The organism is Vibrio sp. Isolate32 (assembly GCF_022397955.1).
In the GTDB taxonomy this organism is placed as follows: Bacteria; Pseudomonadota; Gammaproteobacteria; order Enterobacterales; family Vibrionaceae; genus Vibrio.
The window spans coordinates 30,825-54,807 of record NZ_JAKEUQ010000010.1; the positions used below are offsets into that span (position 1 = coordinate 30,825).

At 45.5% G+C, this 23,983-nt stretch carries 21 protein-coding genes; 5 read left to right on the top strand and 16 right to left on the bottom strand.

Annotated elements, in window-relative coordinates; all coding sequences use genetic code 11:
• Nucleotides 1-45: 45 nt before the first annotated feature.
• From rpe to pilM, 10 genes are all read right to left on the bottom strand, one after another.
• A complete protein-coding gene (rpe, locus tag L1D11_RS10010; RefSeq protein ID WP_017068835.1) occupies nt 46-720 on the bottom strand; it encodes a ribulose-phosphate 3-epimerase in 675 nt (224 codons plus the stop codon).
• 204 nt (nt 721-924) lie between these two features.
• The gene (locus L1D11_RS10015) at nt 925-1,770 is read right to left on the bottom strand and encodes a Dam family site-specific DNA-(adenine-N6)-methyltransferase (RefSeq protein WP_239832398.1); all 846 of its coding nucleotides are present in this window, start codon (nt 1,768-1,770) and stop codon (nt 925-927) included.
• Nucleotides 1,771-1,839: 69 nt separating this feature from the next.
• On the bottom strand, nt 1,840-3,357 hold the full coding sequence (locus L1D11_RS10020; protein ID WP_239832397.1) for an AAA family ATPase: 1,518 nt from the start codon (nt 3,355-3,357) through the stop codon (nt 1,840-1,842).
• 79 nt (nt 3,358-3,436) lie between these two features.
• Nucleotides 3,437-4,525: a 3-dehydroquinate synthase gene (gene aroB / locus L1D11_RS10025; protein WP_239832396.1), complete on the bottom strand. Its 1,089-nt coding sequence runs from the start codon at nt 4,523-4,525 to the stop codon at nt 3,437-3,439.
• Nucleotides 4,526-4,550: 25 nt separating this feature from the next.
• Complete coding sequence (gene aroK / locus L1D11_RS10030) at nt 4,551-5,069, bottom strand: shikimate kinase AroK (protein WP_004737165.1); 519 nt, start codon at nt 5,067-5,069, stop codon at nt 4,551-4,553.
• A gap of 176 nt (nt 5,070-5,245) precedes the next feature.
• Complete coding sequence (locus tag L1D11_RS10035; protein WP_239832395.1) at nt 5,246-6,964, bottom strand: type IV pilus secretin PilQ family protein; 1,719 nt, start codon at nt 6,962-6,964, stop codon at nt 5,246-5,248.
• Nucleotides 6,965-6,999: 35 nt separating this feature from the next.
• The gene (locus tag L1D11_RS10040; RefSeq protein WP_239832394.1) at nt 7,000-7,518 is read right to left on the bottom strand and encodes a pilus assembly protein PilP; all 519 of its coding nucleotides are present in this window, start codon (nt 7,516-7,518) and stop codon (nt 7,000-7,002) included.
• Nucleotides 7,505-8,116 (bottom strand): type 4a pilus biogenesis protein PilO, encoded by a 612-nt coding sequence (gene pilO / locus L1D11_RS10045; RefSeq protein WP_239832393.1) that lies wholly within the window; start codon nt 8,114-8,116, stop codon nt 7,505-7,507. Before pilO ends, L1D11_RS10040 begins: the two co-directional genes overlap by 14 nt.
• Entirely contained in the window at nt 8,109-8,708 is a 600-nt protein-coding gene (locus L1D11_RS10050; protein WP_239832392.1) for a PilN domain-containing protein, read from the bottom strand. The genes pilO and L1D11_RS10050 overlap by 8 nt, the downstream gene beginning before the upstream one ends.
• Nucleotides 8,692-9,717 carry a type IV pilus assembly protein PilM gene (gene pilM, locus L1D11_RS10055; RefSeq protein WP_239832391.1) on the bottom strand — a complete coding sequence of 342 codons (1,026 nt, stop codon included), beginning with the start codon at nt 9,715-9,717 and terminating at the stop codon, nt 8,692-8,694. Before pilM ends, L1D11_RS10050 begins: the two co-directional genes overlap by 17 nt.
• A 151-nt stretch (nt 9,718-9,868) precedes the next feature.
• On the opposite strand from pilM, the gene L1D11_RS10060 reads away from it, so the two are divergent.
• Complete coding sequence (locus L1D11_RS10060; RefSeq protein WP_239832390.1) at nt 9,869-12,430, top strand: PBP1A family penicillin-binding protein; 2,562 nt, start codon at nt 9,869-9,871, stop codon at nt 12,428-12,430.
• 94 nt (nt 12,431-12,524) lie between these two features.
• Here L1D11_RS10060 and oxyR read toward each other — a convergent pair whose 3' ends face one another.
• Nucleotides 12,525-13,418, bottom strand: coding sequence for a DNA-binding transcriptional regulator OxyR (gene oxyR / locus L1D11_RS10065; RefSeq protein WP_004737158.1), 894 nt, complete (start codon nt 13,416-13,418; stop codon nt 12,525-12,527).
• A gap of 219 nt (nt 13,419-13,637) precedes the next feature.
• Here oxyR and L1D11_RS10070 point away from each other — a divergent pair, with 219 nt between their 5' ends.
• Nucleotides 13,638-14,366 carry a glutathione peroxidase gene (locus tag L1D11_RS10070; protein WP_004737157.1) on the top strand — a complete coding sequence of 243 codons (729 nt, stop codon included), beginning with the start codon at nt 13,638-13,640 and terminating at the stop codon, nt 14,364-14,366.
• A gap of 206 nt (nt 14,367-14,572) precedes the next feature.
• On the top strand, nt 14,573-16,039 hold the full coding sequence (locus L1D11_RS10075) for a dihydrolipoyl dehydrogenase (RefSeq protein ID WP_239834117.1): 1,467 nt from the start codon (nt 14,573-14,575) through the stop codon (nt 16,037-16,039).
• A gap of 255 nt (nt 16,040-16,294) precedes the next feature.
• Here the strand turns inward: L1D11_RS10075 and L1D11_RS10080 are convergent, their stop codons facing one another.
• Nucleotides 16,295-16,642 (bottom strand): RidA family protein, encoded by a 348-nt coding sequence (locus tag L1D11_RS10080; RefSeq protein ID WP_239834116.1) that lies wholly within the window; start codon nt 16,640-16,642, stop codon nt 16,295-16,297.
• Between the two features lie 86 nt (nt 16,643-16,728).
• Here L1D11_RS10080 and L1D11_RS10085 point away from each other — a divergent pair, with 86 nt between their 5' ends.
• Nucleotides 16,729-16,977 (top strand): DUF3624 domain-containing protein, encoded by a 249-nt coding sequence (locus L1D11_RS10085; protein ID WP_239834115.1) that lies wholly within the window; start codon nt 16,729-16,731, stop codon nt 16,975-16,977.
• A gap of 219 nt (nt 16,978-17,196) precedes the next feature.
• Here L1D11_RS10085 and argH read toward each other — a convergent pair whose 3' ends face one another.
• The 4 genes from argH to argC all read right to left on the bottom strand — a co-directional run bounded on the left by argH (nt 17,197) and on the right by argC (nt 22,549).
• Entirely contained in the window at nt 17,197-19,071 is a 1,875-nt protein-coding gene (gene argH, locus L1D11_RS10090) for an argininosuccinate lyase (protein WP_004737153.1), read from the bottom strand.
• Nucleotides 19,072-19,418: 347 nt separating this feature from the next.
• Complete coding sequence (locus L1D11_RS10095) at nt 19,419-20,630, bottom strand: argininosuccinate synthase (protein ID WP_239834114.1); 1,212 nt, start codon at nt 20,628-20,630, stop codon at nt 19,419-19,421.
• Nucleotides 20,631-20,743: 113 nt separating this feature from the next.
• Nucleotides 20,744-21,532: an acetylglutamate kinase gene (gene argB / locus L1D11_RS10100; RefSeq protein ID WP_008219686.1), complete on the bottom strand. Its 789-nt coding sequence runs from the start codon at nt 21,530-21,532 to the stop codon at nt 20,744-20,746.
• Nucleotides 21,533-21,544: 12 nt separating this feature from the next.
• On the bottom strand, nt 21,545-22,549 hold the full coding sequence (gene argC / locus L1D11_RS10105) for an N-acetyl-gamma-glutamyl-phosphate reductase (RefSeq protein WP_239834113.1): 1,005 nt from the start codon (nt 22,547-22,549) through the stop codon (nt 21,545-21,547).
• A gap of 154 nt (nt 22,550-22,703) precedes the next feature.
• Here argC and argE point away from each other — a divergent pair, with 154 nt between their 5' ends.
• Nucleotides 22,704-23,840 carry an acetylornithine deacetylase gene (argE, locus tag L1D11_RS10110; RefSeq protein WP_239834112.1) on the top strand — a complete coding sequence of 379 codons (1,137 nt, stop codon included), beginning with the start codon at nt 22,704-22,706 and terminating at the stop codon, nt 23,838-23,840.
• Nucleotides 23,841-23,983 lie beyond the last annotated feature (143 nt).

Consider the following 23,983-nt stretch of genomic DNA (forward strand, 5'->3'; position numbering starts at 1 on the left):
GGGCAAATTAGCCCCTTAATATTCAATCTATCTGTAGTTTTACGATTATGCGTTTACTTTTGCAAGCTCTGCACGCATCTCATCAATCACTTCTTTGTAATCCGGTTGATTGAAGATAGCAGAACCCGCAACGAACATATCTGCACCCGCTTCTGCGATTTCACGGATGTTATCCACCTTCACGCCGCCATCAATCTCAAGGCGAATGTCACGGCCTGACTCATCAATCAGCTTACGAACAGCACGCAGCTTATCTAGCGTGTGAGGAATGAATGATTGACCGCCGAAGCCAGGGTTCACAGACATCAGTAGAATCATGTCTACTTTATCCATGATGTAATCTAGGCAAGACAGAGGCGTTGCTGGGTTAAGAACTACACCTGCTTTACAGCCGTGTTCTTTGATTAGCTGTAGAGTGCGATCGATGTGCTCTGATGCTTCAACATGGAAGGTAATCATTGAGGCGCCAGCTTTTGCAAACTCAGGCACAATGCTGTCAACTGGCTTAACCATTAGGTGAACATCGATAGGAGCAGTAATACCGTAGTCGCGCAGCGCTTTACAGATAGGCGCGCCAAAAGTCAGGTTAGGTACGTAGTGGTTGTCCATCACATCAAAGTGCACAACATCAGCACCGGCTGCGAGTACTTTTTCTACGTCTTCACCAAGACGAGCAAAATCTGCAGACAAAATCGATGGAGCGATTAGAAAATCTTTCATACCAAGCCTCTTAAGAGTAAGTAAATTGCGAATGTCACCGCCTTGGTGATATCTCATACGCAAATACAAGACTCAAGCCCAAGACTATTTGGTGTGCAATTCTACCTAAGCACCTAAGCAGATCCTAGCAGTTCGAAAGATTAGTTTAAGAAAGTATCCGTTGGTCACTCAATTTAATGAGTTTGGCGGCTGTTCTGACCAGAACTATTCCGCTGATATTTGTTGCTGGTTTTTCTCTTTATGGAAAAGCGCCAGTAACTCATCAACTTTATTACGCCCAGCGCCGTTACGGCTGATGGTGCGCTTCACCTTCACCACGTTCAGTTCCGCACCATGATATAAGCGACGAGTTAATGTCGTATCGTGGTTTGAAATCAACACAGGGATACCGCGTTCCATTGCTGCTTTTTCAGCAACATCAGCCAGTGCTGCTTGATCATCTAAGCTGAAGCCATTACCTGCGTAAGAGGTAAAGTTAGCCGTGTTCGACAACGGTGCGTATGGAGGGTCACAGTAAACCACGCAACCTTTACGGGCACGACTAAAGGTCTCATGGTATCCCTCACAAACAAAGGTGGCCTTTTTCGCTTTTTCAGCAAAAAATTCCAGCTCGGCTTCTGGGAAGTAAGGCTTTTTGTAAGAACCAAACGGAACGTTAAAACCGCCTTTCTTGTTGTAGCGACACAGGCCATTGAAGCCAAATCGGTTCATGTACAAGAAAGCAAGTGAGCGATACATAACATTGTCAGTATCGTTGAACTGAGCTCGGATATCTAAGAAGGCATCTTTGCGGTTGTTCTCAGGGCAGAACCAGCGCTTTGCTTCCGCAATATAGGTCTCAGGATCAGTTTTGAGTAGATTGTACAGGTTGATAAGATCGGGATTGATGTCAGCTAGCAAGTACTGTTCGTAGTCCGTGTTCAAAAACACAGAACCAGCACCAACAAATGGTTCTACCAATTTACGAGCAGGTGGCAGGTGACGTTGGATGTCTTCAACTAGGCCATACTTACCACCAGCCCATTTTAGAAAGGCACGCTGCTTTTTCATTTACTGCTCTATCTATCAACACAAAAATAAGGCTGCGGAATGTAACATATTTTGAGGCTAAGCTCAGGGTTATTTCGCACGTTCTATCTCTCGATGCACTTGATTCATCGATTTTGCCCAAGGTTCTAACTGTTGAAGTGGTTTTGATAACGCACTTACCGCGTCTCGCGCCACTTGAATCGTTGGGTAATCTTGATAAGTGATAATAAACCACTTGGTGTCGTTGCGAAGCGTTGGGTAAATACGAACCTTGTTCTCAAGGTCATACTCTTCAATGAAAGATTGTACGTCTTCCAATGAGGTCATCGCACTCAACTGCAGGGTATAAGCTCGCGGCGAGATCGCTTGCAACTCTTCGCGAGAAAATGAGAATGTAATTTTTTTAGTTGGTGGTGTGGACTGTGTCAGGTCTGCTGCTTCATCGGTTGAATGCTGTGACTCCACTTTTTCCGCATCTGACTGCGAACCAACCTCGACACCTGTATTTTCTTCAACAGCAGCATCAATCGCACTGGTATCGGCACTTTCGGGTTTATCATCAAGCAAGGCATCAACCACATCAGAGGTGATAACGACACGCTGCTTATCTTGTGCTACCTCACCAACACTAGCTGTCTCTTCAACCACAACCGGTGGCAAAGATGAACTGTCATCATCGGCACCTTGATAACTGATGTCAGTTGACGCTTCAGAGTCTACGACTTCCTCAACACCAGTTTGCTCAGAGCCACTGTCCACCTCAAACGTTGGGATAGCAGTCTGCTCGATAGGTGCGATCAGAGATTGCGCTTTGTCATCTGGCGTCGGCTGGCTGAACATCCACCAATAACCAACACCAATTAACAACAGCAACAGGGCTACCACAATCGCGATATTGATTGGTGAGCCAATGATTGAGCGAATAATAATCCTTTTTTCCACTTTCAATTCTCCTAAAGCCATTAAATCACCGGGCAGAGGTTGCGCTTTATTAAACGCACGTCGCACACGAGTTTCAGACTCATCATCCACATATCGAATCACCAGTGATTCAAAGAAATACTCAGCTTCTGATTGCGAAAGGTTATCGATATCAAGATCGATAGGCTTGTGCTGTTGGCCGTAACTTAGACGTGTGAGTAAGGTGTCTAGGTGACCAATTTCTGAGAAAAGAACGACATTAATCGTCCATTGGGGATTAGCTTGAGCTTCCAGTACCAGCATCCATAGTTCGGATACCAATAGCTCAGAAAGTCGGTGGGCATCATCGACAACGATAACCACGCTACACGGCTCACCACCCAGCAACCTTGCTAGGCTATCAGATAAGGAGTCATGTTGATTAAATAGCGGATCAGAAACAATTTGGCTAAGAATAAGCGCGCGGCGTTGTTGGTCGTCTTGGCTTGGATGACAAAGCAGTAAACACTGATTTTTTTCTGTCGCCCACGCTTCGAGATAACGCTGTGCTAACCAAGAACGGCCAGAGCCAGGTTTACCAGCCACCGTTACTAGATTTGAACCAAAGTTAGTCAAAAGCTGTAAGCGCTCTAGCAGCCCAACTTGAGACTCTAACTCTAATACTCTTAATTCATGAGCCAAACTCATTGCGTATCCCTACTGATAAGATCGTTCAGTAAAACGCTTCAGTTGCCTAGAGTTTAACTAGGCAACCTCACAACCAAATTTAAAGAGTACGGCAGAAATCAATCGCTTGTTTAATGATGTCCTGAGGCACATCAGCAACCACTTCAGCAGTACCAATACTTGTTGGCAATACCAGACGTAATTGACCAGACAGCACTTTCTTATCACGCATCATGTGCGTCATAAAGTCTTCAAAAGACATGCTTTCTGGCGTATGAATTGGCAGTTTCGCATTCTTGAGTATAGAAATAATTCGCTCAAGCTGCTGCTGAGTGATCAGTCCCTGTAACTGAGCAGTTTTCGCTGCCATTACGGTGCCTGAAGACACAGCCTCACCATGTAGCCAATTACCATAGCCTAGTTCTGCTTCGATCGCATGACCAAATGTATGACCTAGGTTCAATAACGCTCTGATTCCTGACTCTTTTTCATCTAGAGCAACCACTTCAGCCTTAATTGCACAACAACGAGCAATTGCAGTAATCAGTGCTGATTCATCAAGTTGATAAAGTTTCTCTAGATTCTGCTCCAACCAATCAAAGAAGGCTTCATCGTAAATGATGCCGTATTTGATGACTTCAGCAATGCCCGCTCCAAACTCTCGCTCAGGAAGTGTTGATAAACAGTTGGTATCGATGATCACAGATTTTGGTTGGTAGAATGCACCGATCATATTCTTACCAAGAGGATGGTTTACTGCGGTTTTACCACCAACAGAAGAGTCCACTTGAGAAAGAAGCGTTGTCGGGATTTGAATGAAATCAATACCACGCTGGTAACAAGATGCAGCAAAGCCGACCAAATCACCGATAACACCACCACCTAAAGCAATCACCACCACATCGCGGCTGTAATTTCCTTCAAGCATGTAGCTCATCACTGAATTGAACGTTTCAAGCGTTTTGTATTGCTCACCATCAGGTAACTCTAGAAGAGATGTCTGACAGCCAACTTGATCCAGTAAAGATAGAATTTTATCAGCGTAAAGAGGCGCTACTGTCACATTACTGATAACAACGACTTTCTGCTTGCCTGATAAAAAAGAAAGGTACGCCGGGTCGTCAAATAACCCGGCGCCAATAGAGATAGGGTAGCTACGCTCAGCTAGATTGACCGTAATCCGTTCCATGGGTTTGCTCTCCGAAAAAATGAACTTAACGTTCTTCTAGCATTTTTACGATCTGGTTGGCTACCACTTTTGCACTTTGGTCGTCAGTACGAACTGTATAGTCCGCCACTTCTTCATAGAGTGCGTTGCGAGATACCGCTAGATCTTCTAGCACATCACGCGGGTTGTCTGTTTGAAGTAGAGGGCGTTTCTTGTCGCGGTTTGTGCGAGCAAGTTGCTTTTCAATTGTTGTCTCTAGGTATACAACAATGCCTCGTGCAGATAGACGGTTACGGTTTTCTTTGCTCATCACTGAACCACCGCCTGTCGCTAGAACAATACCTTGCTCTTCAGTCAGATCGTTGATTACAGATTCTTCGCGCTTACGGAAACCTTCTTCGCCCTCAACATCAAAAACCCATGCGATGTCTGCGCCAGTGCGCTCTTCAATCACAGTGTCAGAGTCTAGAAACTCCATATGAAGTTGGGAAGCTAGGTGTCTACCAATTGTACTTTTGCCGGCGCCCATTGGGCCAACAAGAAAAATATTGCGTTTCTCAGCCATGTTTTTAGCAGTAATTTACAACGTTAATTCAATGACATCGCCACAAGGTAGGTCAGTACAAGTACTGAAATTAAAAGGCCCGTGGCACCGATTCCTCACAGATAATTCGTGATAAGACCCGAAATTATCAAGGTTAGGTGCCACTAATGCAACTTTATTTTTAATCTAATTGTACGTTACTGAATCACAACTTTAGGTGTAACAAAGATAAGCAGTTCACTTTTACCCACATTTTCGTAGCTGCGACGGAACAATGCACCCAATAAAGGAAGGTCTCCCAACAGAGGAACTTTATCGACTGTACTACTGACACTGTGTTGAAATATCCCACCAAGAACGACTGTTTCACCATTATTAACAATCACTTGCGTACCTATCCTTTGGGTATCTATCGCGACCGCCTCTCCCGTTCCAGTTTTCACCACTTGCCCAGGCCTATCTTGAGTCACACTCAAATCCAGAACCAAGCGATTGTCTGGTGTGATTTGAGGGGTAACTTTCAAACTCAACACAGCTTTCTTAAATGCGACGGACGTTGCACCACTCGAAGAGGACTCTAAGTAAGGAATTTCAGTACCTTGCTCAATGTAAGCCGGCTTTTTATTGGTGGTGATTAAGCGTGGGCTAGAGATGATCTCCGCCTTAGACTCTTGTTGCAGTGCTGATAACTCAAGATCAAGTAGCGTATCTGAACCAAGCTTGGCCACCTGAAACGCAATACTCGAGGCATTTGGCGATGTAGCCGCCAAATTCACGTTGAGGTAGTCATCTATCACGCTGCTGCCACTATCGTCGCCATAAGGTGTAATGGCTGATGGGTAGTTCCCCTCGATTGAACCGCCAACGGTGAAGCTTCCGTTGGTGGAAGAAACGCCCCAGCGCACGCCTAGCTCATCAAGGTTACCTTCGGTGACAGTAACAATGCGCGCCTCTATCTGCACTTGCTTCACGGGAATATCTAACGACTCAATAATACCGCGTATCACCGCAATGTTCTCTTCCAACTCACGAATCAGCAGAGAGTTCGTACGTTCATCGATGGTAATCGAGCCGCGATCAGACAACATGCTCACCGCCCCTTCACCGCCAATCATGTCAGCAATATCGGTGGCTTTGGCAAAGTTAATCTTGATGATTTCTGATTTAAGCTCTCCAAGCTCTTCTTCTAAGCGAGATTTTTCGAGCGCTTGCTGCTCTCTAAGATCCAGTTCTGCTTTGGGAGCAACTAAGATAACGTTGCCGTCGACGCGTTTATCTAAGCCCTTAACTTGCAAGATAATGTCGAGAACTTGCTGCCAAGGAACCCCATCCAAGCGCAACGTCAGGTTACCGGCAACCGAATCGGATACTACCAAGTTGAACTCATTGTAGTCAGCTATCAACTGAAGGACATTTCGTACCGGGATATCTTGGAAGTTAATCGATATCAGCTTACCCTCTTTCTCAAGTACGCTTTTCTCCGTCGCAACTTCTTCAATTTTAGGCTTACTGATCACCACCTCGATGAAGCGCCCCTTGAGGTCATATTCGTATTGGTAGTCATTGCTGATGGTCGCCAGTAACCGAGTGCTTGGCGTCTCTTTGTATACTTCAATACCCTCAACCAGAGTCGCGAAATCTTTGACGTCCAAAAGGTAGAGCTTGTCATCATTCACTTCTGTATTGATAAGTTCGATGCTCAAGCCTTCTTGTGCTCGCTGAACATCGACTACCGCGCTACTGGTTGCTAGCTCAATGATAATGACAGCGTCTTTGTCATTGTTAACTCGAAAATCAATTTTCTCTAATTTATTAGACGAGCTCTCTGCGTAACCGAAGACGCTAAAAACCAACATCACAGACACAGCAAAACCTTGTAGAGCTTTGCTCACTAATCCACTTATTCCTTTATTCATATTTACATCTCATATCCACATCATGTGACATTGGTTTATTTCAGAGCCAGCCTAACGTTGCGCTTATGCCAACAACCTAAGCCATCTGGAAGAGTTTCATCAATCAGAACGTATTGGCTCGTCACCTTAGTAACTCGGCCGTTGTTTAAGCCGATAAACTGGCCTTTTTTCACATTGACGACATTTCCCTTGGGGGTTTGTACAAGCCCAAACACACTCGTTCCACTGCCCATCACACCTTTCAAGCGCAATTTACTCAGTGGGTATTTCTCCAACTTGCCACTGCGAGCACGAGCGCTGGGTTGCCAGCAATCTTTCTTCACCAAGGGCTGGTTTTGAACGATCGCTTCTTTGGGTAGTTCAAATGGAGGACGAAAAGCTCGTCGTTGATAGGCAGCCGCAGAGAACTCGGTCGCAGGAACAAGCTGTTCAACCTCTTTTCTCGCCTTAAGCTCAACCTGCACCACAAAGTCTTCTAGTGAGTCCTGGTTAGCTTTGCAGCCTGACAACATCAGCAGTAACAGAATTGAATAGAGCGTGCTATTGAGCCCCATCGTTAACCTCCGATTTAAACTGGTAGGTATAAGCTCGAACCCTAAAATGAAGTGTGCTGCTTTCTTGGCTGACTCTCTGCCAACTCACATCATCAAAGCTGATGATTCGCGGTAGCTTAGCGATAGCTGCGGAGAAGTCGCCTATCTCGTGGTAGTCACCTGTCAGTTCGATGTTAAGAGGTAAGCGATACAAGAAGGCTTTGTTCTGTTTTTCGCCCCAGTCGATTCGGGTAAAAGTTAGTGAGTTATCTAAACCGAGCTCATTGACTGATGCCAACATACTCGCCAACTCCTTTTGCACGGGCAGCTGTTCTAACAAATAATCGTAGCGACTGGTCAGTTCATCCAGTTGGCCCTGGAGCTTAGGTAAAGCAGCAACCTTATTGGCTTTGATGCGCAGTGTTGCTTTCAAGGTCAGCTCTTGCTGCTTCATCTGTTGTAGCTCATCATCCAAGGGCAGAATATAGAACCAAGTTCCCAGCCCTTGAATGAGCGCCACCAGCAATAGAATCACCAATAACTGAGGCAACAGTGGCCACTCGGTGATCTCATCGATATCAAGCTCTTGCAGGCTCATCATGCTTTGAAAGCTAGCCATGGTTAGCCCCCTTACCCTTTCGATGTGCAGTTGTACTTTCTAACGACACAGGGCTGAACACGAAAGACACCTTGAAGGTCTGAAACTCTTTATTGAAGCGCTTACGGTTGTGGACAATAGAGTGCATCTCGACCCCTTTCAGAGATTCAGATCGTTCTAAATTATCCAGCATGGTTGCGAGACGAGCGGTACTGTCACTGATACCCGCCATCTCAATCTCTTGACCATTCATCTTTATCTTGTCGACATACACACCCTCAGGAATCAGCTCCGGCATCAAGTTCATAAAGTCGGTGGTTTTATTACGGCCGAGCTGCAAAGACTCCACTACATCAAGCCGAGTTAAAATGGCTTTGTGCTCTTGCTCCGCGACTTTTAGTGACTGAATCTGTCGGTCGAGACCTGCAATGTATTGGTTAAGATAATTAAGGCGAGCTTGCTGTTTGGCTTGTTGATCATGGAAGTAGTTTCCGACTGCCCACTGCCCTGCCCCAGCCACAATCACGCCAAGGATAACTAAATGAATAAAACGCTTTCGATGTTGAGCACGCATCTCATCTCGCCAAGGTAGCAGGTTAATTTGATGCAACATGCTTCTCTCCCTGCCATTTGAGTCCGCTCATCGCCATACCCGCAGCAATTCCAAAATGTTGCCAATCCATTTGCAGGCGGCGCTTCCTCGCAACCTTATTCTCAAAGAGAGATAAAGGATTCAATGATTCACAGCTCAGCTGAAAATGGCGTTCGAGCTCTTCGGTCACCATTGGCGTACTGGCGCCCTCTCCCATTAACCAAATACCTGAGATAGGTTGGTGAGCATTCACCGAGGAATAGAGCTGCAACTGGCGTTTGAGCTTTTCAATCAAGTTAACGATAAATTGATGAGCATCCTGAGCACTGCCAAACGCAGCCTCGATATCATTGGGATTCTCGATACTGCAAAGGTCTTGCGTACCAAAGGCGATGTCTTTATAGAAAGGAGCAGCCCCCTGAGGAATGATGCCCAGCGAGGTTTGATCAACGCTAATGTCCACCAACAGCCAATTACTTTTTTCCGGGTACAAGCGTGAGGCAAGCTGCCAAACATGAAGCAAACCATGCGCCTGCGTATCAACGACAACCGGTTTAAAGCCAGCCTTGGTTAATGCCTCTGCTCGGCTATCGACCACTTCTTTACGAGTAGCATAAACCTGATAACTGCTCGTCGCACCTTTACCAAATCGTTTGTCTTCCAGCTTCACAAAATCTAAACTCAGCTCCTCGACGGGAAAAGGAGATTGATGGGCGAAGGTTTGATAAATCGAAAACTCTTTCTCTCTGTCTTCGAGTTCACTCTCAATTTGCAGTACCTTGCTGATCACCGTGTTATCAGGTACCGAAATGGCGACATTACGACAGCCGAAAGGCAGCCCTTTCCTAAGTTCTTTGAGTTTCTTAACAGTTTTCTGATACTCCAAAGTATGGTTAGCTGTAAAAATGTCGTCCGAAATCGGCAGCTCTTTGTATCCCACTAGGGCATACAATTCCCCCATGGGTTTTAGCACCACAGCTTTAATACTGTGGTGATTTATATCTATACCTGTAATTAATGATGAACCCATGTGACCTAGCTCCTGAAGTGCCAAGCATTTCGTTGATTATCTAGGGGTTGTGATTATTAGTTAAATAAGCGTTAATAAACGAAAGCTAATTTTTTAGCCTAGAGTACAAGGGTTTGCTGCTTATCAGCCTTAACTAATCAGGGATTATCCGGTGAAGTTCATAAAGCGATTATTCATATTTACATTGATTTGCATGATTCTTGGAGTCAGTACAATTTTTGGGTTTTATTACTACGTAAAACCAGAGTTGCCTGATGTTGCCACTTTGCGCAACGTAGAACTCCAAACTCCAATGCAGGTCTTCAGCCAAGACGGTAAGTTGATCTCCCAATTTGGTGAAAAACGTCGTATTCCAGTGACTTATGATGAGATCCCTCGCCACTTAGTTGAGGCTTTGATTGCTACCGAGGATAGCCGTTTCTACGAACACCCTGGTATTGACCCAATCGGCATTACTCGTGCAGCTATCGTAGTAGCAATGTCAGGTTCGGCAAAACAAGGGGCGAGTACCATTACTCAGCAGCTTGCGCGTAACTTCTTCTTATCTAATGAGAAAAAGATCATGCGTAAGATTAAAGAGATCTTCATTGCGATCCATATTGAGCAACTGCTTAGCAAAGAAGAGATCATGGAGCTTTACGTTAACAAGATCTTCCTTGGTCATCGTTCGTATGGTTTTGGCGCAGCAGCACGCGTTTACTTTGGCAAAGATCTTCCGGATCTTACATTGAGTGAAATCGCGACTCTGGCTGGTATGCCGAAAGCACCATCAACCATGAACCCTATCTACTCTATTGAACGTGCGACTAACCGTCGTAACGTTGTATTGCGTCGTATGCTCGACGAGAAATACATCACTCAAGCCGAGTTTGATGAAGCAAGCAATGAACAGCTTGTATCAAAGTACCACGGTGCAGAGATCGAACTGAGCGCACCATACGTGGCAGAAGTAGCACGTGCTTGGATGGTTGAACGCTACGGTGAAGACGCATACACCTCTGGTATGAAGGTCTACACAACCGTTGATTCGAAGCTGCAAAAAGCGGCAAACCAAGCTGCGATTAAGAACCTACTTAGCTACGATGAGCGTCACGGCTACCGTGGCGCAGAAAAAGTACTTTGGCAAACCGCTCAAGCGGCTTGGGACCACGACAAGATCGTGAAACACCTTAAATCTCAACCAACCTACGGTGACCTAGTTCCTGCAGTAGTGACTGCTGTTGATCCGAAAAGCGCTAAAGTATGGGTAAAGAATCAAGGCGAAGGCACGATCGAATGGCAAGGTATGAATTGGGCGCGTAAGTTCCTAACAGACGATCGCCAAGGTCCAGCACCTTCTCAAGCCAAAGAGATTCTTGCAGTTGGTGAACAAGTTTGGGTACGTCATGACGCCATCACAGGAGACGAAGTATCTGAAGAAGCAACAGAAGAGTCAGTAACAGCAGAATCTGACACTCCAGTAGTTTGGCGCCTAAGCCAAGTGCCGAATGCCAACACTGCGTTTGTGGCTATGAATCCAAACAACGGCGCTGTATTGTCGATGGTTGGTGGCTTTAACTTCGTACACAACAAATTCAACCGTGCGACGCAATCTATTCGTCAAGTGGGTTCTGGTATCAAGCCTTTCATTTACTCAGCAGCAATCGAGAAAGGTTTAACGCTAGCTTCTCTTATCAACGATGCGCCAATCAACCAATGGGATAAGAGCCAAGGTACGGCATGGCGACCAAAGAACTCGCCACCAACTTACGTCGGCCCTACTCGTTTACGTATTGGCTTAGCTCAATCGAAAAACGTAATGGCGGTACGTGTACTGCGTGAAGTTGGCTTAGATGACACTCGTAACTACCTAACTCGCTTTGGTTTTGATATCGATGAGGTGCCTCGTTCTGAAACTATTGCACTAGGTGCTGGTAGCTTAACGCCAATGAAAGTAGCGCAAGGTTACTCAGTATTCGCTAACGGTGGTTACTACGTTGAACCTTTCTACATCAGCCGCGTTGAGACTCCATTTGGCGAGACTGAGTTTGAAGCAACACCAAAAGTTGTCTGTAAAGAAGATTGCAAACAAACCATCACGCCCGATCCAATGGCGGATGAGTTTGCCGAGCAAGATGTGGATGCGAAAGTTCAATACGCTCCTCAAGTTATCTCTGAGCAGAACGCATTCCTAGTTCGTGAAATGATGTACAGCAACATCTGGGGCGGCGGTGATTGGAGTGCTGGTACAGGTTGGAACGGTACAGGTTGGCGTGCTCAACCACTGAAACGTCGTGATATTGGCGGCAAAACAGGTACGACTAACGACTCGAAAGATACTTGGTACAGTGGCTACGGCCCAGGCATGGTTGCAACGGTATGGGTTGGTTTTGATAACCACAACCGTAATCTAGGTCGTACTAAAGCGAACTCTAACCTTGGTAAGAACCAGATTACTGGTGCGGAAGCCGGTGCTAAGACTGCAGAACCTGCATGGGTAGACTTTATGGGTACTGCATTGGCAGGTGTTCCAGCGCAACGTAAAGAGATTCCAGAAAACATCGTTCGCGTTCGTATTGACCGTGATACTGGCTTACTGACCAACAAATACGATAGCTCATCAATGTTTGAGTACTTCGAAAAAGGCACTGAGCCAAGTGAGTACATCACTGAACGTTTCAATGAAGACATCTACTCCACGTCTTCAGGTGAAACGGTAGAAGAGCTGTTCTAGATAGGGTTTGTTGAACCTAGCAACATGAACAAATAAAAAGGGTTGATATGAATTCATATCAACCCTTTTTTATATCTGCTATGCGGAGAGCAAGCTAAACGACCTTTTCCAACTGAGTGCGAATCGTCTCCGCCAGTTGCTCAAAGCGCCCTTTCAATGGAGAGCCCGGACGGTACGCAACCACAATACGACGTGAAGGCGTTGGGTTTACCGCAGGCACGTAGCACACACCATCTTTCTGCTTTTCCTTTGGTACCGATAATTGTGGTAGCAAGGTAATCCCCGCGCCTGCCGCCACCATGTTACGCAGCGTCTCTAAGCTGGTCGCTTTAAAGCGCTCATCATCTTTTGCACCAGCAGCAAAACAGAACCCTAAAGCTTGGTCCCTTAAACAGTGACCGTCACCAAGTGCTAAGACTGTCTGTCCATTGAGTTGAAGCATATCTACCGTATCCTGCTGAGCCCACTCATGGTCACATGGAACCGCAACACTTAATGGCTCGTCATACACATCAATTTCTTTGAACACTGCAGTTTCATCAACCGCAGCCAGCACCAAGCAGTCAAGCTTGCCATCTTCCAATTGACTCACTAATTGGTGAGTTTGCGCCTCATGCAGGTACAGCTCTAACTCGGGAAAGCTCTCTTTCAGGTGAGGGACAATCTTAGGCAGAATGTAAGGACCCACGGTTGGAATGAAACCAATGTGCATTGGTCCGGTCATCGCTTCACCGTGGCCACTCGCCATATCCTTAAAAGTCTTCACTTCGTTGAGAATACGCTTGGCTTGTTCAACAAGTTGTAACCCTGATTCTGTAAATATGACCTTCCTTGGACTACGCTCGGTTAACTGAAGTCCGATTTCATCTTCTAGTTTGCGTATTTGACCGCTTAGTGTTGGCTGACTGACAAAGCACGCTTCTGCCGCTTTTCGGAAGTGTTTGTGCTCTGCGAGCGCCACCAAGTATTCAAAGTCACGAATGTTCATGATCAGTCTCTTACCTCAAGTTTAATAAGAACAAGGGTTTTCATAGCAACATTTTAAAAAAAATTCTCTTGATAGAATTTACCTATCAAAACCATAACATCAAACGATTAGATCTATCAAAAAATTTATCTAATAATGGGCTCAACAAAACGAAACAGAGCAGCGAAAAGCGTTAAGCTCTCCTAGAACAAAATTAAAATATCATTTAAGGAAATCAATATGTTTGCATCTAAAGAAGGTCAATCAATCCCTCAAGTCACATTCCCAACTCGCCAAGGTGATGCATGGGTTAACGTAACGACTGAAGAGCTATTCAAAGACAAAACAGTTATCGTATTCAGCCTACCAGGCGCGTTTACACCAACTTGTTCGTCAAGCCACCTTCCTCGTTACAACGAACTACATTCAGTGTTCAAAGAGAACGGTGTTGATGACATCCTTTGTGTTTCTGTAAACGATACGTTCGTAATGAACGCATGGAAAGCAGACCAAGAAGCAGAAAACATCACATTCATCCCAGATGGTAATGGTGATTTCACAGATGGCATGGGTATGTTAGTTGAGAAAAACGACATCGGCTTCGGCAAACGTTCATGGCGCTACAGCATGCTAGTTAAGAACGGCGTGGTAGAGAAAATGTTCATCGAAGAAGACGTACCAGGCGACCCGTTCAAGGTTTCTGATGCAGATACTATGCTGAACTACATTGCTCCAGAGCACAAAGAGCAAGAGTCAATTACAGTATTCACTAAGCCAGGCTGTCCTTTCTGTATGAAAGCGAAACAGAACCTAATCGACAAAGGTCTAAACTACGAAGAAGTAGTACTAGGTAAAGACGCTACTACTGTAAGCCTACGTGCAATCTCTGGTCGCACAACGGTTCCTCAAGTATTCATCGGTGGTAAGCACATCGGTGGTAGCGAAGAACTAGAAGCTTTCCTAGGCTAATCACTGCCAAAAGGCTAATCCACTCACTTGTGGGTTGGCTAACCCTATCGGGTTGAATCAAGCTTGTGGCTCGCATTAACCACAGTCACAAGCTAAACCTAATAAAACAGAACCACAAAACTGACCCGCTATCCTGACTCACTAAAAACATCACATGAGTTGGAGGGTTCGTTCACACTAAATTTAGCCATTGTGAGAAAATTATTATGAAACAAGTCAATGTAGATGTAGCAGTTATCGGGGGCGGTACGGCAGGTCTAGGATCTTACCGCGCTGCAAAAGCACACACTGACAGTGTCGTGATGATTGAAGGCGGCCCTTACGGTACAACCTGTGCTCGTGTTGGTTGTATGCCATCTAAACTGCTTATTGCAGCTGCAGAAAGCGTACACCAAATCGAGAAAGCTCCGGCTTTTGGCGTTCACCCACAAGGTGATATCGTAATTAACGGTCGTGAAGTAATGGACCGAGTGAAGTTTGAGCGTGACCGTTTTGTTGGTTTTGTTTTAGAGGGCGTAGATGAAATCCCAGAGCAAGATAAGATCTCTGGCTACGCAAAATTCTTAGACGACAACACACTTCAAGTTGATGACCACACAGTGATCACGGCAAAGCGTATTGTTATCGCAACCGGCTCTCGCCCTGCATACCCAGCGGTGTGGAATGAACTTGGCGACCGCCTAATTATTAACGACGACTTATTCAGCTGGGATGATTTACCAGAATCAGTTGCCGTATTTGGACCAGGTGTAATTGGTCTAGAGCTTGGTCAGTCGCTACATCGCTTAGGTGTTAAGACCAAACTGTTCGGCTTGGGTGGTCAAGTTGGTCCAGTAACTGACCCAGAGATCATGGCTTACGCAGATAAAACCTTCAATGAAGAGTTCTACCTAGATGCCGACGTGAAAATCGAAAGCATGAAGCGTATTACCACTGAAGCGGGTGAGCCACGTGTCGAAATCCAGTTCATCAATAAACAAGGTCAGCTAGAAGCCAATATCGTTGAGTATGTGCTGGCAGCAACAGGTCGTCGCCCTAACACTGACAAACTTGGTCTAGAAAATACCTCTCTTGAGCTTGATGAGCGTGGTGTGCCAGTTGCAGACCACTACACACTGCAAACATCGTTACCATCAATCTTTATTGCGGGCGATGCCAGCAACCAACTGCCCCTGCTACATGAAGCAGCAGACCAAGCTCGCATTGCCGGCGACAATGCAGGTCGCTTCCCTGAGATTCGTGCAGGCCTACGCCGCTCTAAAATCTCAGCGGTTTTCTCTGACCCGCAAATCGCGATGATTGGTGAAACTTACAAAGAGATCACTACTCGCTTAGGCACATGTGGTTGTTTCGCAACGGGTGAAGTATCTTTCGAGAACCAAGGCCGCTCACGAGTGATGCTACGTAACAAAGGTATTCTGCACGTTTACGGCGAGCAAGGTACAGGTCGCTTCCTTGGTGCTGAAATGATGGGACCAAATGCAGAACACTTAGCGCACTTGTTAGCATGGGCACACCAAAACAAGATGACGGTTTCTGAAATGCTAGATATGCCGTTCTATCACCCAGTAATCGAAGAAGGTGTACGAACTGCACTGCGTGACCTCAACGCGAAACTGCACTTAGGTCCAGAGATGGTGAAACACTGCCTAGACTGTGGTCCAGGTTGTTAATCTCGGTGGATTGAGACAGGTAACCATTTGCTCTATTAACATAGATTAGATACTAAAAAGGAAAGCCATTGGCTTTCCTTTTGGTTTTTTGGCAACGAGCAAATAACAGGTTCCCGATGATGCTCCTTCATCGCTTTCGGGAATGACGTTGATTTATTTAAGCAACTAAACCAAAACTTAACCCGTCAATCCAGAACCGAGGGACGAAGTATCTGGAATCTCTTAAACCGTTACTTATCGCTAAATGCGAGAGAATTACTTCTCAGCTGCAATCACAGAGATCTCAACCAGTAGTGCTTCACGAGCCATGTCGCCAGTCACACATGCGCGAGCTGGAGCGTGACCTTCTGGAACCCATGCATCCCATACCGCGTTCATTTCTTGGAAGTCTTTCATGTCTTTCAAGTAAATCGTTGCTGACAGCATGTGCTCTTTGTCGCTGCCGCCTTGCTCAAGTAACGTTTCTACTTTATCTAGCATCGTCTGTGTTTGCTCTGTAATGCCTTTTGTTGCATCAGCACAAACTTGGCCACATAGGTAGATAGTACCGTTGTGTTTAACAATACGGCTCATGCGTTGCTTGGTTTCTTGGCGCTCAATCATCGATCTTCTCTCTCTATGTCACCGTGATCCAATATCTTGTGACTGTTATTATCAGGTCAACAAGCATAACGCGAATCAAGCCCAAGATGACATGTCTTCATTGCAATAAAAATGAAAAAATCTTCAACAAACTCGGTCGTTGCCAACATTGTATGAATCAACTCACGGTATTGTCGATATTGAGTTGGGGAGTATGGTGGCTGTTTTTCAAGGAAGACCCAAAAACCATCAACGCCATCGCTTTGATGATGGCAGCTTTCGCATTCAGTGGCTTATTGTCGCTGCATTGGATAATGAAATTTGTGGTGCTGCCTTTGAGAAGCAAAAAGCGTTAGCTGAGGTATTTGTAGGACAGGCGATCATCTCAATTATCGAGTTATCATCTTTTGCCAAATAGCAGATAGAAAAAAGCCCCAAAACCAATCGGTTTTGGGGCTTTCTTAGAAAATTCTAAGAAAAAGCAGTGGTACTTTAATAGACCGGGCTTTTCTTAGTTTGTTCCCAAAAAAGATCAGATTTTTGATCTTTTTTTTAGGAGCTATAAAATCAACACCTTATGCAACATTAACCTTAGCGATAATCTGCTCTACCAAGTTCACTTCCAACGCAACTTCATCACATGCATGTTGACGAGGACACTGGTCACAATCTTTCAGTACCTTCTCAGGCAATAGAGATTTCGATGTTGGTAAGAAATCATGCTTCATAAAGAACTCTGGTGTACGAGTCAGTACGAACACTTTCTTGATTGCCATTTGTCGCGCTTTCTCAACCAAGTGCTGAACAATCGCAGTGCCCTGCCCTTGACCTTGCCAGCCAGCTTCGACACCCAGTGAACGGATTTCCGCTAAGCCAGAGTCATAGACATAGAGCGATGCACAACCGGTCACTTCGCCATGATGTTCTGCTACGGCGAATGAGCCAATATCACGCACCAGTTCATTACGAGAACGAGGCAGGTTTTCACCCATGTTCGCCCAGTAAGCGACCATGCCTTCCAACGCTTCAATGTCAGTCAAACGAGCAGGACGAACCTTAACGATAGAGGTATCACGCTGCGCCAAACGCTTCTCAGCTTGGTCAACCGCATAAGCCACTTGCTTCGGTGATACACCACCTAGCGCACTACGTTTTTCAAGACATGATTCAATGGTCAGGATGTCGTACACATCCTCTTCTATCACCTCAGAGAACTCTTTCATCTCTGCGATGGTTAATTCTTCTAGCGCGCAACCTTTCGCAATCGCCGCGACGACGGTTACACCGACAATATGGTGGGCTTCACGGAAAGGAATGCCTTTCGCTACTAGGTAATCAGCCAGCTCAGTAGAGTTTGCATAACCTTGCTTCGCCGCTTCAAGTGTACGCTCGCCGTTCACTTTGATGCCGTCAAAACACAGTGCCGCCATTTCCATACAGTCATTCCAAGTGTCTAAAGCGTCGAACAGACCTTCTTTATCTTCTTGCATGTCTTTGTTGTAAGCCAAAGGCAGTGCTTTCACTGTCATCATCATGCCAGCAAGTGAACCGTATACACGGCCTGTTTTACCACGGATAAGCTCTAGCGCATCCGGGTTTTTCTTCTGTGGCATCAGAGATGAACCTGATGTCACGGTATCCGCTAACTCAATGAAATTTGATTCACCAGAGTTGTAGAAGATCATATCTTCCGCAAGACGCGAAAGATGAAGCATAGAGATAGAAGCGATCGACATCAGCTCCATCACATGATCACGGTCAGATACTGAATCTAAAGAGTTGCGCGTTGCACGACGGAAACCTAAGTTGTGAGCTAACTCTTCACGGTCCATCGGGTAAGCGGTTCCTGCAAGGGCACCAGAACCCAGCGGACATGTATCTAGACGCTTAATCGCATCATTCAAACGCGAGTAATCACGCTCAAACATTTCAACGTAAGCCAAACACCAGTGAGCAAACGTTACTGGCTGCGCACGTTGTAAGTGAGTGTAGCCAGGAAGCACAGTACCTTGATGCTGGGAAGCGACATTAACCATTTGACTCTGCAGGCGATCAAGCGCTAGCAGCAGTTGGTTACCTTGCTGACGACACCATAGTTTTAGGTCTGTCGCCACTTGGTCATTACGAGAACGGCCAGTGTGAAGCTTTTTGCCCAAATCACCGACTTTGCCGATAAGTTGTTGTTCAACCCAGCTGTGAATGTCTTCTGCATCAGAACGTAGAATCTGTTCAGGATCTTCCATCACCTCAAGTTTTAGCTCATTCAGCGCTAACTCAAGCTTCTGCTGCTCTTCTTCTGTTAATACGTTGACCGACAGTAGAGCTTTAGACCAGGCAATTGAGCCCACAATGTCTTGCTCAGCCAATCGGTAATCAAAACGAAGAGAATCGTTAAAATCTTTAAACCGCGTGTCTGCTGCTTGGGTAAATCTACCGCCCCATAATGCCATTGTGTATCTCCTAATTGCACAGTGCTCACTGTTTTTGCAAATGATAATTCTGATTAAGATTCAGTATTTTTCTGATGGTTTAAACTTACGGCAATTCAAAATGAAAATAAAGTATTAATTCATTTTTTTCACATATTTATTCACCAAAAGATTCATCCATTGATTCTTTACAGCGTAGAGCGCGAATTATATGCCATCCCATAGTAAAAACCGAAGCTGATTTATTAGGCGATTAGAAAGTAAAATGCCCACTCACTAATCAATAGTGAGTGGGCTTTGCATAATCATGTCTATTTACTGGCCTTCAATATTTCAGTGAAGGCTAGCTCACTAACTCATTGTTAGTATTACTTTTGGCTATTTAGAGCACGGATACGGCTTGATAGCGAGTAAAGACGGATGAAGCCTTCAGCATGGCTTTGGTCGTAAACTTCATCTTCACCAAAGGTTGCAAACTCTTCTGAGTATAGGCTGTTGTCAGAACGCTTCTGAGTTACCGTTGCGTGGCCTTTGTAAAGCTTAACAACTACCTCACCATTCACGTCTTGCGCTAGCTCTCCTGTCGCAGCAAGAATTGACTTACATAGTGGAGTGAACCAACGACCATCGTATACAAGGTGAGAAGCTTTAACGCCTAGTTCTTCACGGAATTCAAATGCTGCTTTATCAAGAACCAGTTGCTCTACTGCACGCAGTGCTTCCATCATAATAGTACCACCCGGAGTTTCGTAACAACCACGCGACTTCATACCAACAAGACGGTTCTCTACGATATCGATACGACCAACACCGTGCTTAGCACCCTTCTCGTTCAGGTAAACCAGTGCGTTGTATGGCGTCATTGTTTCACCGTCAACGGCAACCACTTCGCCCTTTTCTACTTTAAGCGTTACTGTTTCAGATTCGTTTGGCGCTTGCTCAGGGTCTACCGTCCAAGCCCAGCAATCTTCGTTTGGCGCGTTCCATGTATCTTCTAGTACGCCACCTTCTGTAGAGATGTGCCATGCGTTTGCATCACGCGAGTAGATCTTAGTCAGAGAAGCAGTACAAGGGATGTTACGCTCAGCTAGGTAATCCAGACATTCTTCACGGCTTACTAGATCCCATTCACGCCATGGTGCGATTACGTGTAGATCTGGTGCTAGTGCAGCAAATGCACCTTCAAAACGAACTTGGTCATTACCTTTACCCGTACAACCGTGACACAGTGCGTCTGCACCTACTTTACGTGCCACTTCAACCTGTGCCTTAGCAATGATTGGACGAGCCATTGAAGTACCTAGTAGGTATTTGCCTTCGTAGTAAGCACCGGTTTTTAGCGTTGGGAAGATGTAATCAGCAACCATCTCTTCTTTAAGGTCAGCGATATAACACTCAGAAGCACCTGAAGCTTTTGCTTTCTCTTCAATACCTTCTAGCTCTTCAGCACCTTGGCCAACATCCGCGACAAACGCCACTACTTCACAGTCATAGTTCTCTTTCAACCATGGAATGATTACTGATGTGTCTAGACCGCCAGAGTAGGCTACTACAACTTTCTTTACGTTAACTTTGCTCATTTTCTTTCTCCTAGTTTCCATACTGCACATGGCGGTCAGCGTTGGAAATGACTTCATAATTATATGTTTATTTAATTTGTCTAAATTCTTTAAGTAGTGACTCGCAGTGAGGCCTACTGAGGTAAAAACTGTGTTCCTATGCTTTTACCTGAAAACAGTTGTGTTAGCTTTTCTGGGTATCGCCACGTCGCGACTTCGATTGGTCGTCCAAGGTCGTTAGCAGCTTCTAGTGCGGCTTGAACCTTCACGATCATGCCATCAGTAATCACTTTACCTTCGATAAGGTCATCAGCTTGCTGCTGGTTAAGGCTTGGAATGAGGTGGCCTTTGCCATCTAGTACGCCACTGACATCAGAAAGAAGTACCAGCTCAGCATCAAGTGCACCAGCAACAGCAACCGCAGCTTGGTCAGCATTAACATTCATCAGCTGACCTTGTTCAGTCAGACCAATTGAACTAATGATTGGTAGTGCGCCCGCATTCAGAATGGCTTGTAGAACGGTTGAATCACCTGGCTCAGCTTTGCCAACTGCGCCCAGTTCAGGGTTCAATTCGCTCACTTTGCATAAACCACCATCAGCTAGGCTCAAGCCAACAGCATTAATACCGTCTTTAATCGCCTGACCTTGCAGTAATTTATTCGCCGTGCCCGCTAGCGCGCCAGCAATAACAGGGATCTGATCATAAGGAGTAACGCGCAGACCTTCTTTCTTAACGGTCTCAAGGTTCAACTTATTCATCAAATCATCAACAAGGTAACCACCGCCGTGAACAATCACGATAGGTCGTTGTGCTTGTTGTTGGTAAGCAGAGATAGCACCAAATAACTTGCTCAGTGTTTCACCACAAGATAGCGCAGCGCCACCTAACTTTATGATTAATGGTTGATTATTAAGGCTCATATCTAGATTCCTTTACACTAACGCAGTTAATGGCGCAAAACCATAACGTAAATTTAAACACTGCATCGCTTGGCTAGATGCACCCTTCAATAAGTTATCAATCGCTGAAACAACGATGATGTGTTGACCTTGTACCTTCCAACCTAAATCGCAGAAAGGTGTCTGTTCTACATCTTGGATTCTTGGCAATGTCTCTTCGAGCAACCTTACGGCTGGCTTGCCTTGGTAAGCTTGTTCAAAGGCATCTTGTACCTGTTGTTCTGTCACGCCCTGAGCCAGCTTCATAGTAATGGTCGCTAAAATGCCGCGCTTAAAGTTTCCTAGGTGCGGAGTAAAAATCACATCACATCCTAAATGTGCAGCCATTTCAGGTTGATGACGGTGGTTAAATACACCATAAGCTTGCAAGCTCACTTCACAGAAGCTGTTGACCATAGTCGCCTTGCGCCCTGCTCCGCTGACGCCACTGGTCGCGTTAATCACTGGCCACTGGTTCTCGTCAAGTAACTTAGCTTCAACTAGAGGCTTAATCGCCAGTTGCGATGCCGTTGGGTAACAGCCTGCGACTGCAACAAGCTGAGCTTCTTTTATTTCTTGTTCGTTCCATTCAGCTAAGCCGTAAGCCGCTTTATCTAGCCACTGTTCGTGTTGGTGTTCAAAGCCGTAAAACTCTTGGTAGAAGTTTTCACCTTTAACTCTAAAAGCACCCGATAGATCGAATACTTGGCAATCATTCTCTAGAAAGATTGGAGCGAGGTCATGACTCACTTCATGTGCTGTCGCTAGGAAAATTACATCAGACTGTTTTGCCACTTCTTCTGGATTAGTCAGCGGCTGAACTGGCATATCAATCAAGCCCGCTAGCTTACCGTGTAGCGATGCAATAGGTTTACCTGCGTCTACACTATTGGCTGAGACATACAAACCTGATAGCGTGAGCTCAGGGTGTCTGTTTATCATTAGAGCCAGTTCTGCTCCTGTGTAGCCGCTTGCGCCAATGACCGTGGTTTTCAACATCTCAACACATCCATTTCTGAGGTAAGTTACATTTCAAAATTTGACTATTCATACTTAATTTTTAGCTCTATCTGATTTCTTATGCATTAAATATGATTTAATATGTGTTTTACCGACTTATGGTTTTCCTGTCAATAGTAGAAGTGAAGATATTATGCAATTACCGAGTTTCCTTGAGGTCTATAAAGGCCTAATTTCCACCGACTCTATTAGTTCTACTGATCCAAGCTGGGATCATGGCAACGAGAAAGTGATCGAAAAAATGGCTCAATGGTTTAAAGACCTGGGCTTTAGCGTAGAAGTCGTGGAAGTTGAGCCTGGCAAGCATAATATGATCGCTAAAAAGGGCTCAGGTGAAGGCGGCTTATTATTGGCTGGACACAGCGATACCGTTCCATTTGATGAAGGGCGTTGGAATTTCGACCCTCACGCACTGACAGAACACAACAATCGCTTCTACGGATTGGGCACTGCCGATATGAAAGGCTTTTTTGCCTTTATCTATGAAGCTGTAAGAAAGATGGATTGGAGCAAACAGACCAAGCCACTTTATGTATTGGCAACCTGTGATGAAGAGACCACCATGCTAGGTGCGCGTCACTTCACTGAAAATGCACCGTTTAAACCGGATTACTGCATCATTGGAGAGCCGACTAGCCTAGTGCCTATTCGTGGTCATAAAGGTCATGTCGCTAATGCAGTGCGGGTAACCGGTAAATCGGGCCACTCTTCAGACCCGGCATTAGGCGTCAACGCCATTGAAATCATGCATGAAGTGCTGTTTGCTTTAATGCAGCTGCGCGACAAGCTAGTCAAAGAGTACCATCACCCGGGTTTTGCGATTCCAAGCCCGACACTAAACCTAGGTCATATTCATGGTGGTGACAGCGCTAACCGTATCTGTGGCTGCTGTGAGCTGCACTACGACGTACGTCCTCTGCCTGGTATCAGCTTAGACGGTTTAAATAACATGCTGCGCAGCGCACTCAAAGAAGTGGAAGCAAAGTGGCCGGGCAGAATTGAAATTACACCACTGCATGAACCTATCCCGGGGTACGAGTGTCAGCACGACCATCCATTTATCGGTGGCATGGAATCAGTGTGTGAGATTGAATCGCAAACCGTGAACTACTGTACTGAAGCGCCTTTCCTTCAAGAACTTTGCCCAACCTTAGTTCTGGGCCCAGGTTCGATTGACCAAGCCCACCAGCCGGATGAATTTTTAAGCTTTGATTTCATCGACCCAACGATTGATATTTTAGGTAAATCAATCCGTAAATATTGTTTCTAGCGATTACTTTTCTTCCAATATTTTCGTATAAAAGCCACTCGAAAAAGTGGCTTTTATTCTGTTATCCCTGACACAGCCTGATCTTGTAATTAAATTTCACTTTGATTCCGAAGTGTTGGAAAATTTACTTCTCCCGCATTTCG

What these genes read in the sequence shown, in the direction of transcription:
- rpe (WP_017068835.1), bottom strand. Translation starts at nt 720, where the DNA reads ATGAAAGATTTTCTAATCGCTCCATCGATTTTGTCTGCAGATTTTGCT.
- L1D11_RS10015 (WP_239832398.1), bottom strand. Translation starts at nt 1,770, where the DNA reads ATGAAAAAGCAGCGTGCCTTTCTAAAATGGGCTGGTGGTAAGTATGGC.
- L1D11_RS10020 (WP_239832397.1), bottom strand. Translation starts at nt 3,357, where the DNA reads ATGAGTTTGGCTCATGAATTAAGAGTATTAGAGTTAGAGTCTCAAGTT.
- aroB (WP_239832396.1), bottom strand. Translation starts at nt 4,525, where the DNA reads ATGGAACGGATTACGGTCAATCTAGCTGAGCGTAGCTACCCTATCTCT.
- aroK (WP_004737165.1), bottom strand. Translation starts at nt 5,069, where the DNA reads ATGGCTGAGAAACGCAATATTTTTCTTGTTGGCCCAATGGGCGCCGGC.
- L1D11_RS10035 (WP_239832395.1), bottom strand. Translation starts at nt 6,964, where the DNA reads ATGAATAAAGGAATAAGTGGATTAGTGAGCAAAGCTCTACAAGGTTTT.
- L1D11_RS10040 (WP_239832394.1), bottom strand. Translation starts at nt 7,518, where the DNA reads ATGGGGCTCAATAGCACGCTCTATTCAATTCTGTTACTGCTGATGTTG.
- pilO (WP_239832393.1), bottom strand. Translation starts at nt 8,116, where the DNA reads ATGGCTAGCTTTCAAAGCATGATGAGCCTGCAAGAGCTTGATATCGAT.
- L1D11_RS10050 (WP_239832392.1), bottom strand. Translation starts at nt 8,708, where the DNA reads ATGTTGCATCAAATTAACCTGCTACCTTGGCGAGATGAGATGCGTGCT.
- pilM (WP_239832391.1), bottom strand. Translation starts at nt 9,717, where the DNA reads ATGGGTTCATCATTAATTACAGGTATAGATATAAATCACCACAGTATT.
- oxyR (WP_004737158.1), bottom strand. Translation starts at nt 13,418, where the DNA reads ATGAACATTCGTGACTTTGAATACTTGGTGGCGCTCGCAGAGCACAAA.
- L1D11_RS10070 (WP_004737157.1), top strand. Translation starts at nt 13,638, where the DNA reads ATGTTTGCATCTAAAGAAGGTCAATCAATCCCTCAAGTCACATTCCCA.
- L1D11_RS10075 (WP_239834117.1), top strand. Translation starts at nt 14,573, where the DNA reads ATGAAACAAGTCAATGTAGATGTAGCAGTTATCGGGGGCGGTACGGCA.
- L1D11_RS10080 (WP_239834116.1), bottom strand. Translation starts at nt 16,642, where the DNA reads ATGATTGAGCGCCAAGAAACCAAGCAACGCATGAGCCGTATTGTTAAA.
- L1D11_RS10085 (WP_239834115.1), top strand. Translation starts at nt 16,729, where the DNA reads ATGACATGTCTTCATTGCAATAAAAATGAAAAAATCTTCAACAAACTC.
- argH (WP_004737153.1), bottom strand. Translation starts at nt 19,071, where the DNA reads ATGGCATTATGGGGCGGTAGATTTACCCAAGCAGCAGACACGCGGTTT.
- L1D11_RS10095 (WP_239834114.1), bottom strand. Translation starts at nt 20,630, where the DNA reads ATGAGCAAAGTTAACGTAAAGAAAGTTGTAGTAGCCTACTCTGGCGGT.
- argB (WP_008219686.1), bottom strand. Translation starts at nt 21,532, where the DNA reads ATGAGCCTTAATAATCAACCATTAATCATAAAGTTAGGTGGCGCTGCG.
- argC (WP_239834113.1), bottom strand. Translation starts at nt 22,549, where the DNA reads ATGTTGAAAACCACGGTCATTGGCGCAAGCGGCTACACAGGAGCAGAA.
- argE (WP_239834112.1), top strand. Translation starts at nt 22,704, where the DNA reads ATGCAATTACCGAGTTTCCTTGAGGTCTATAAAGGCCTAATTTCCACC.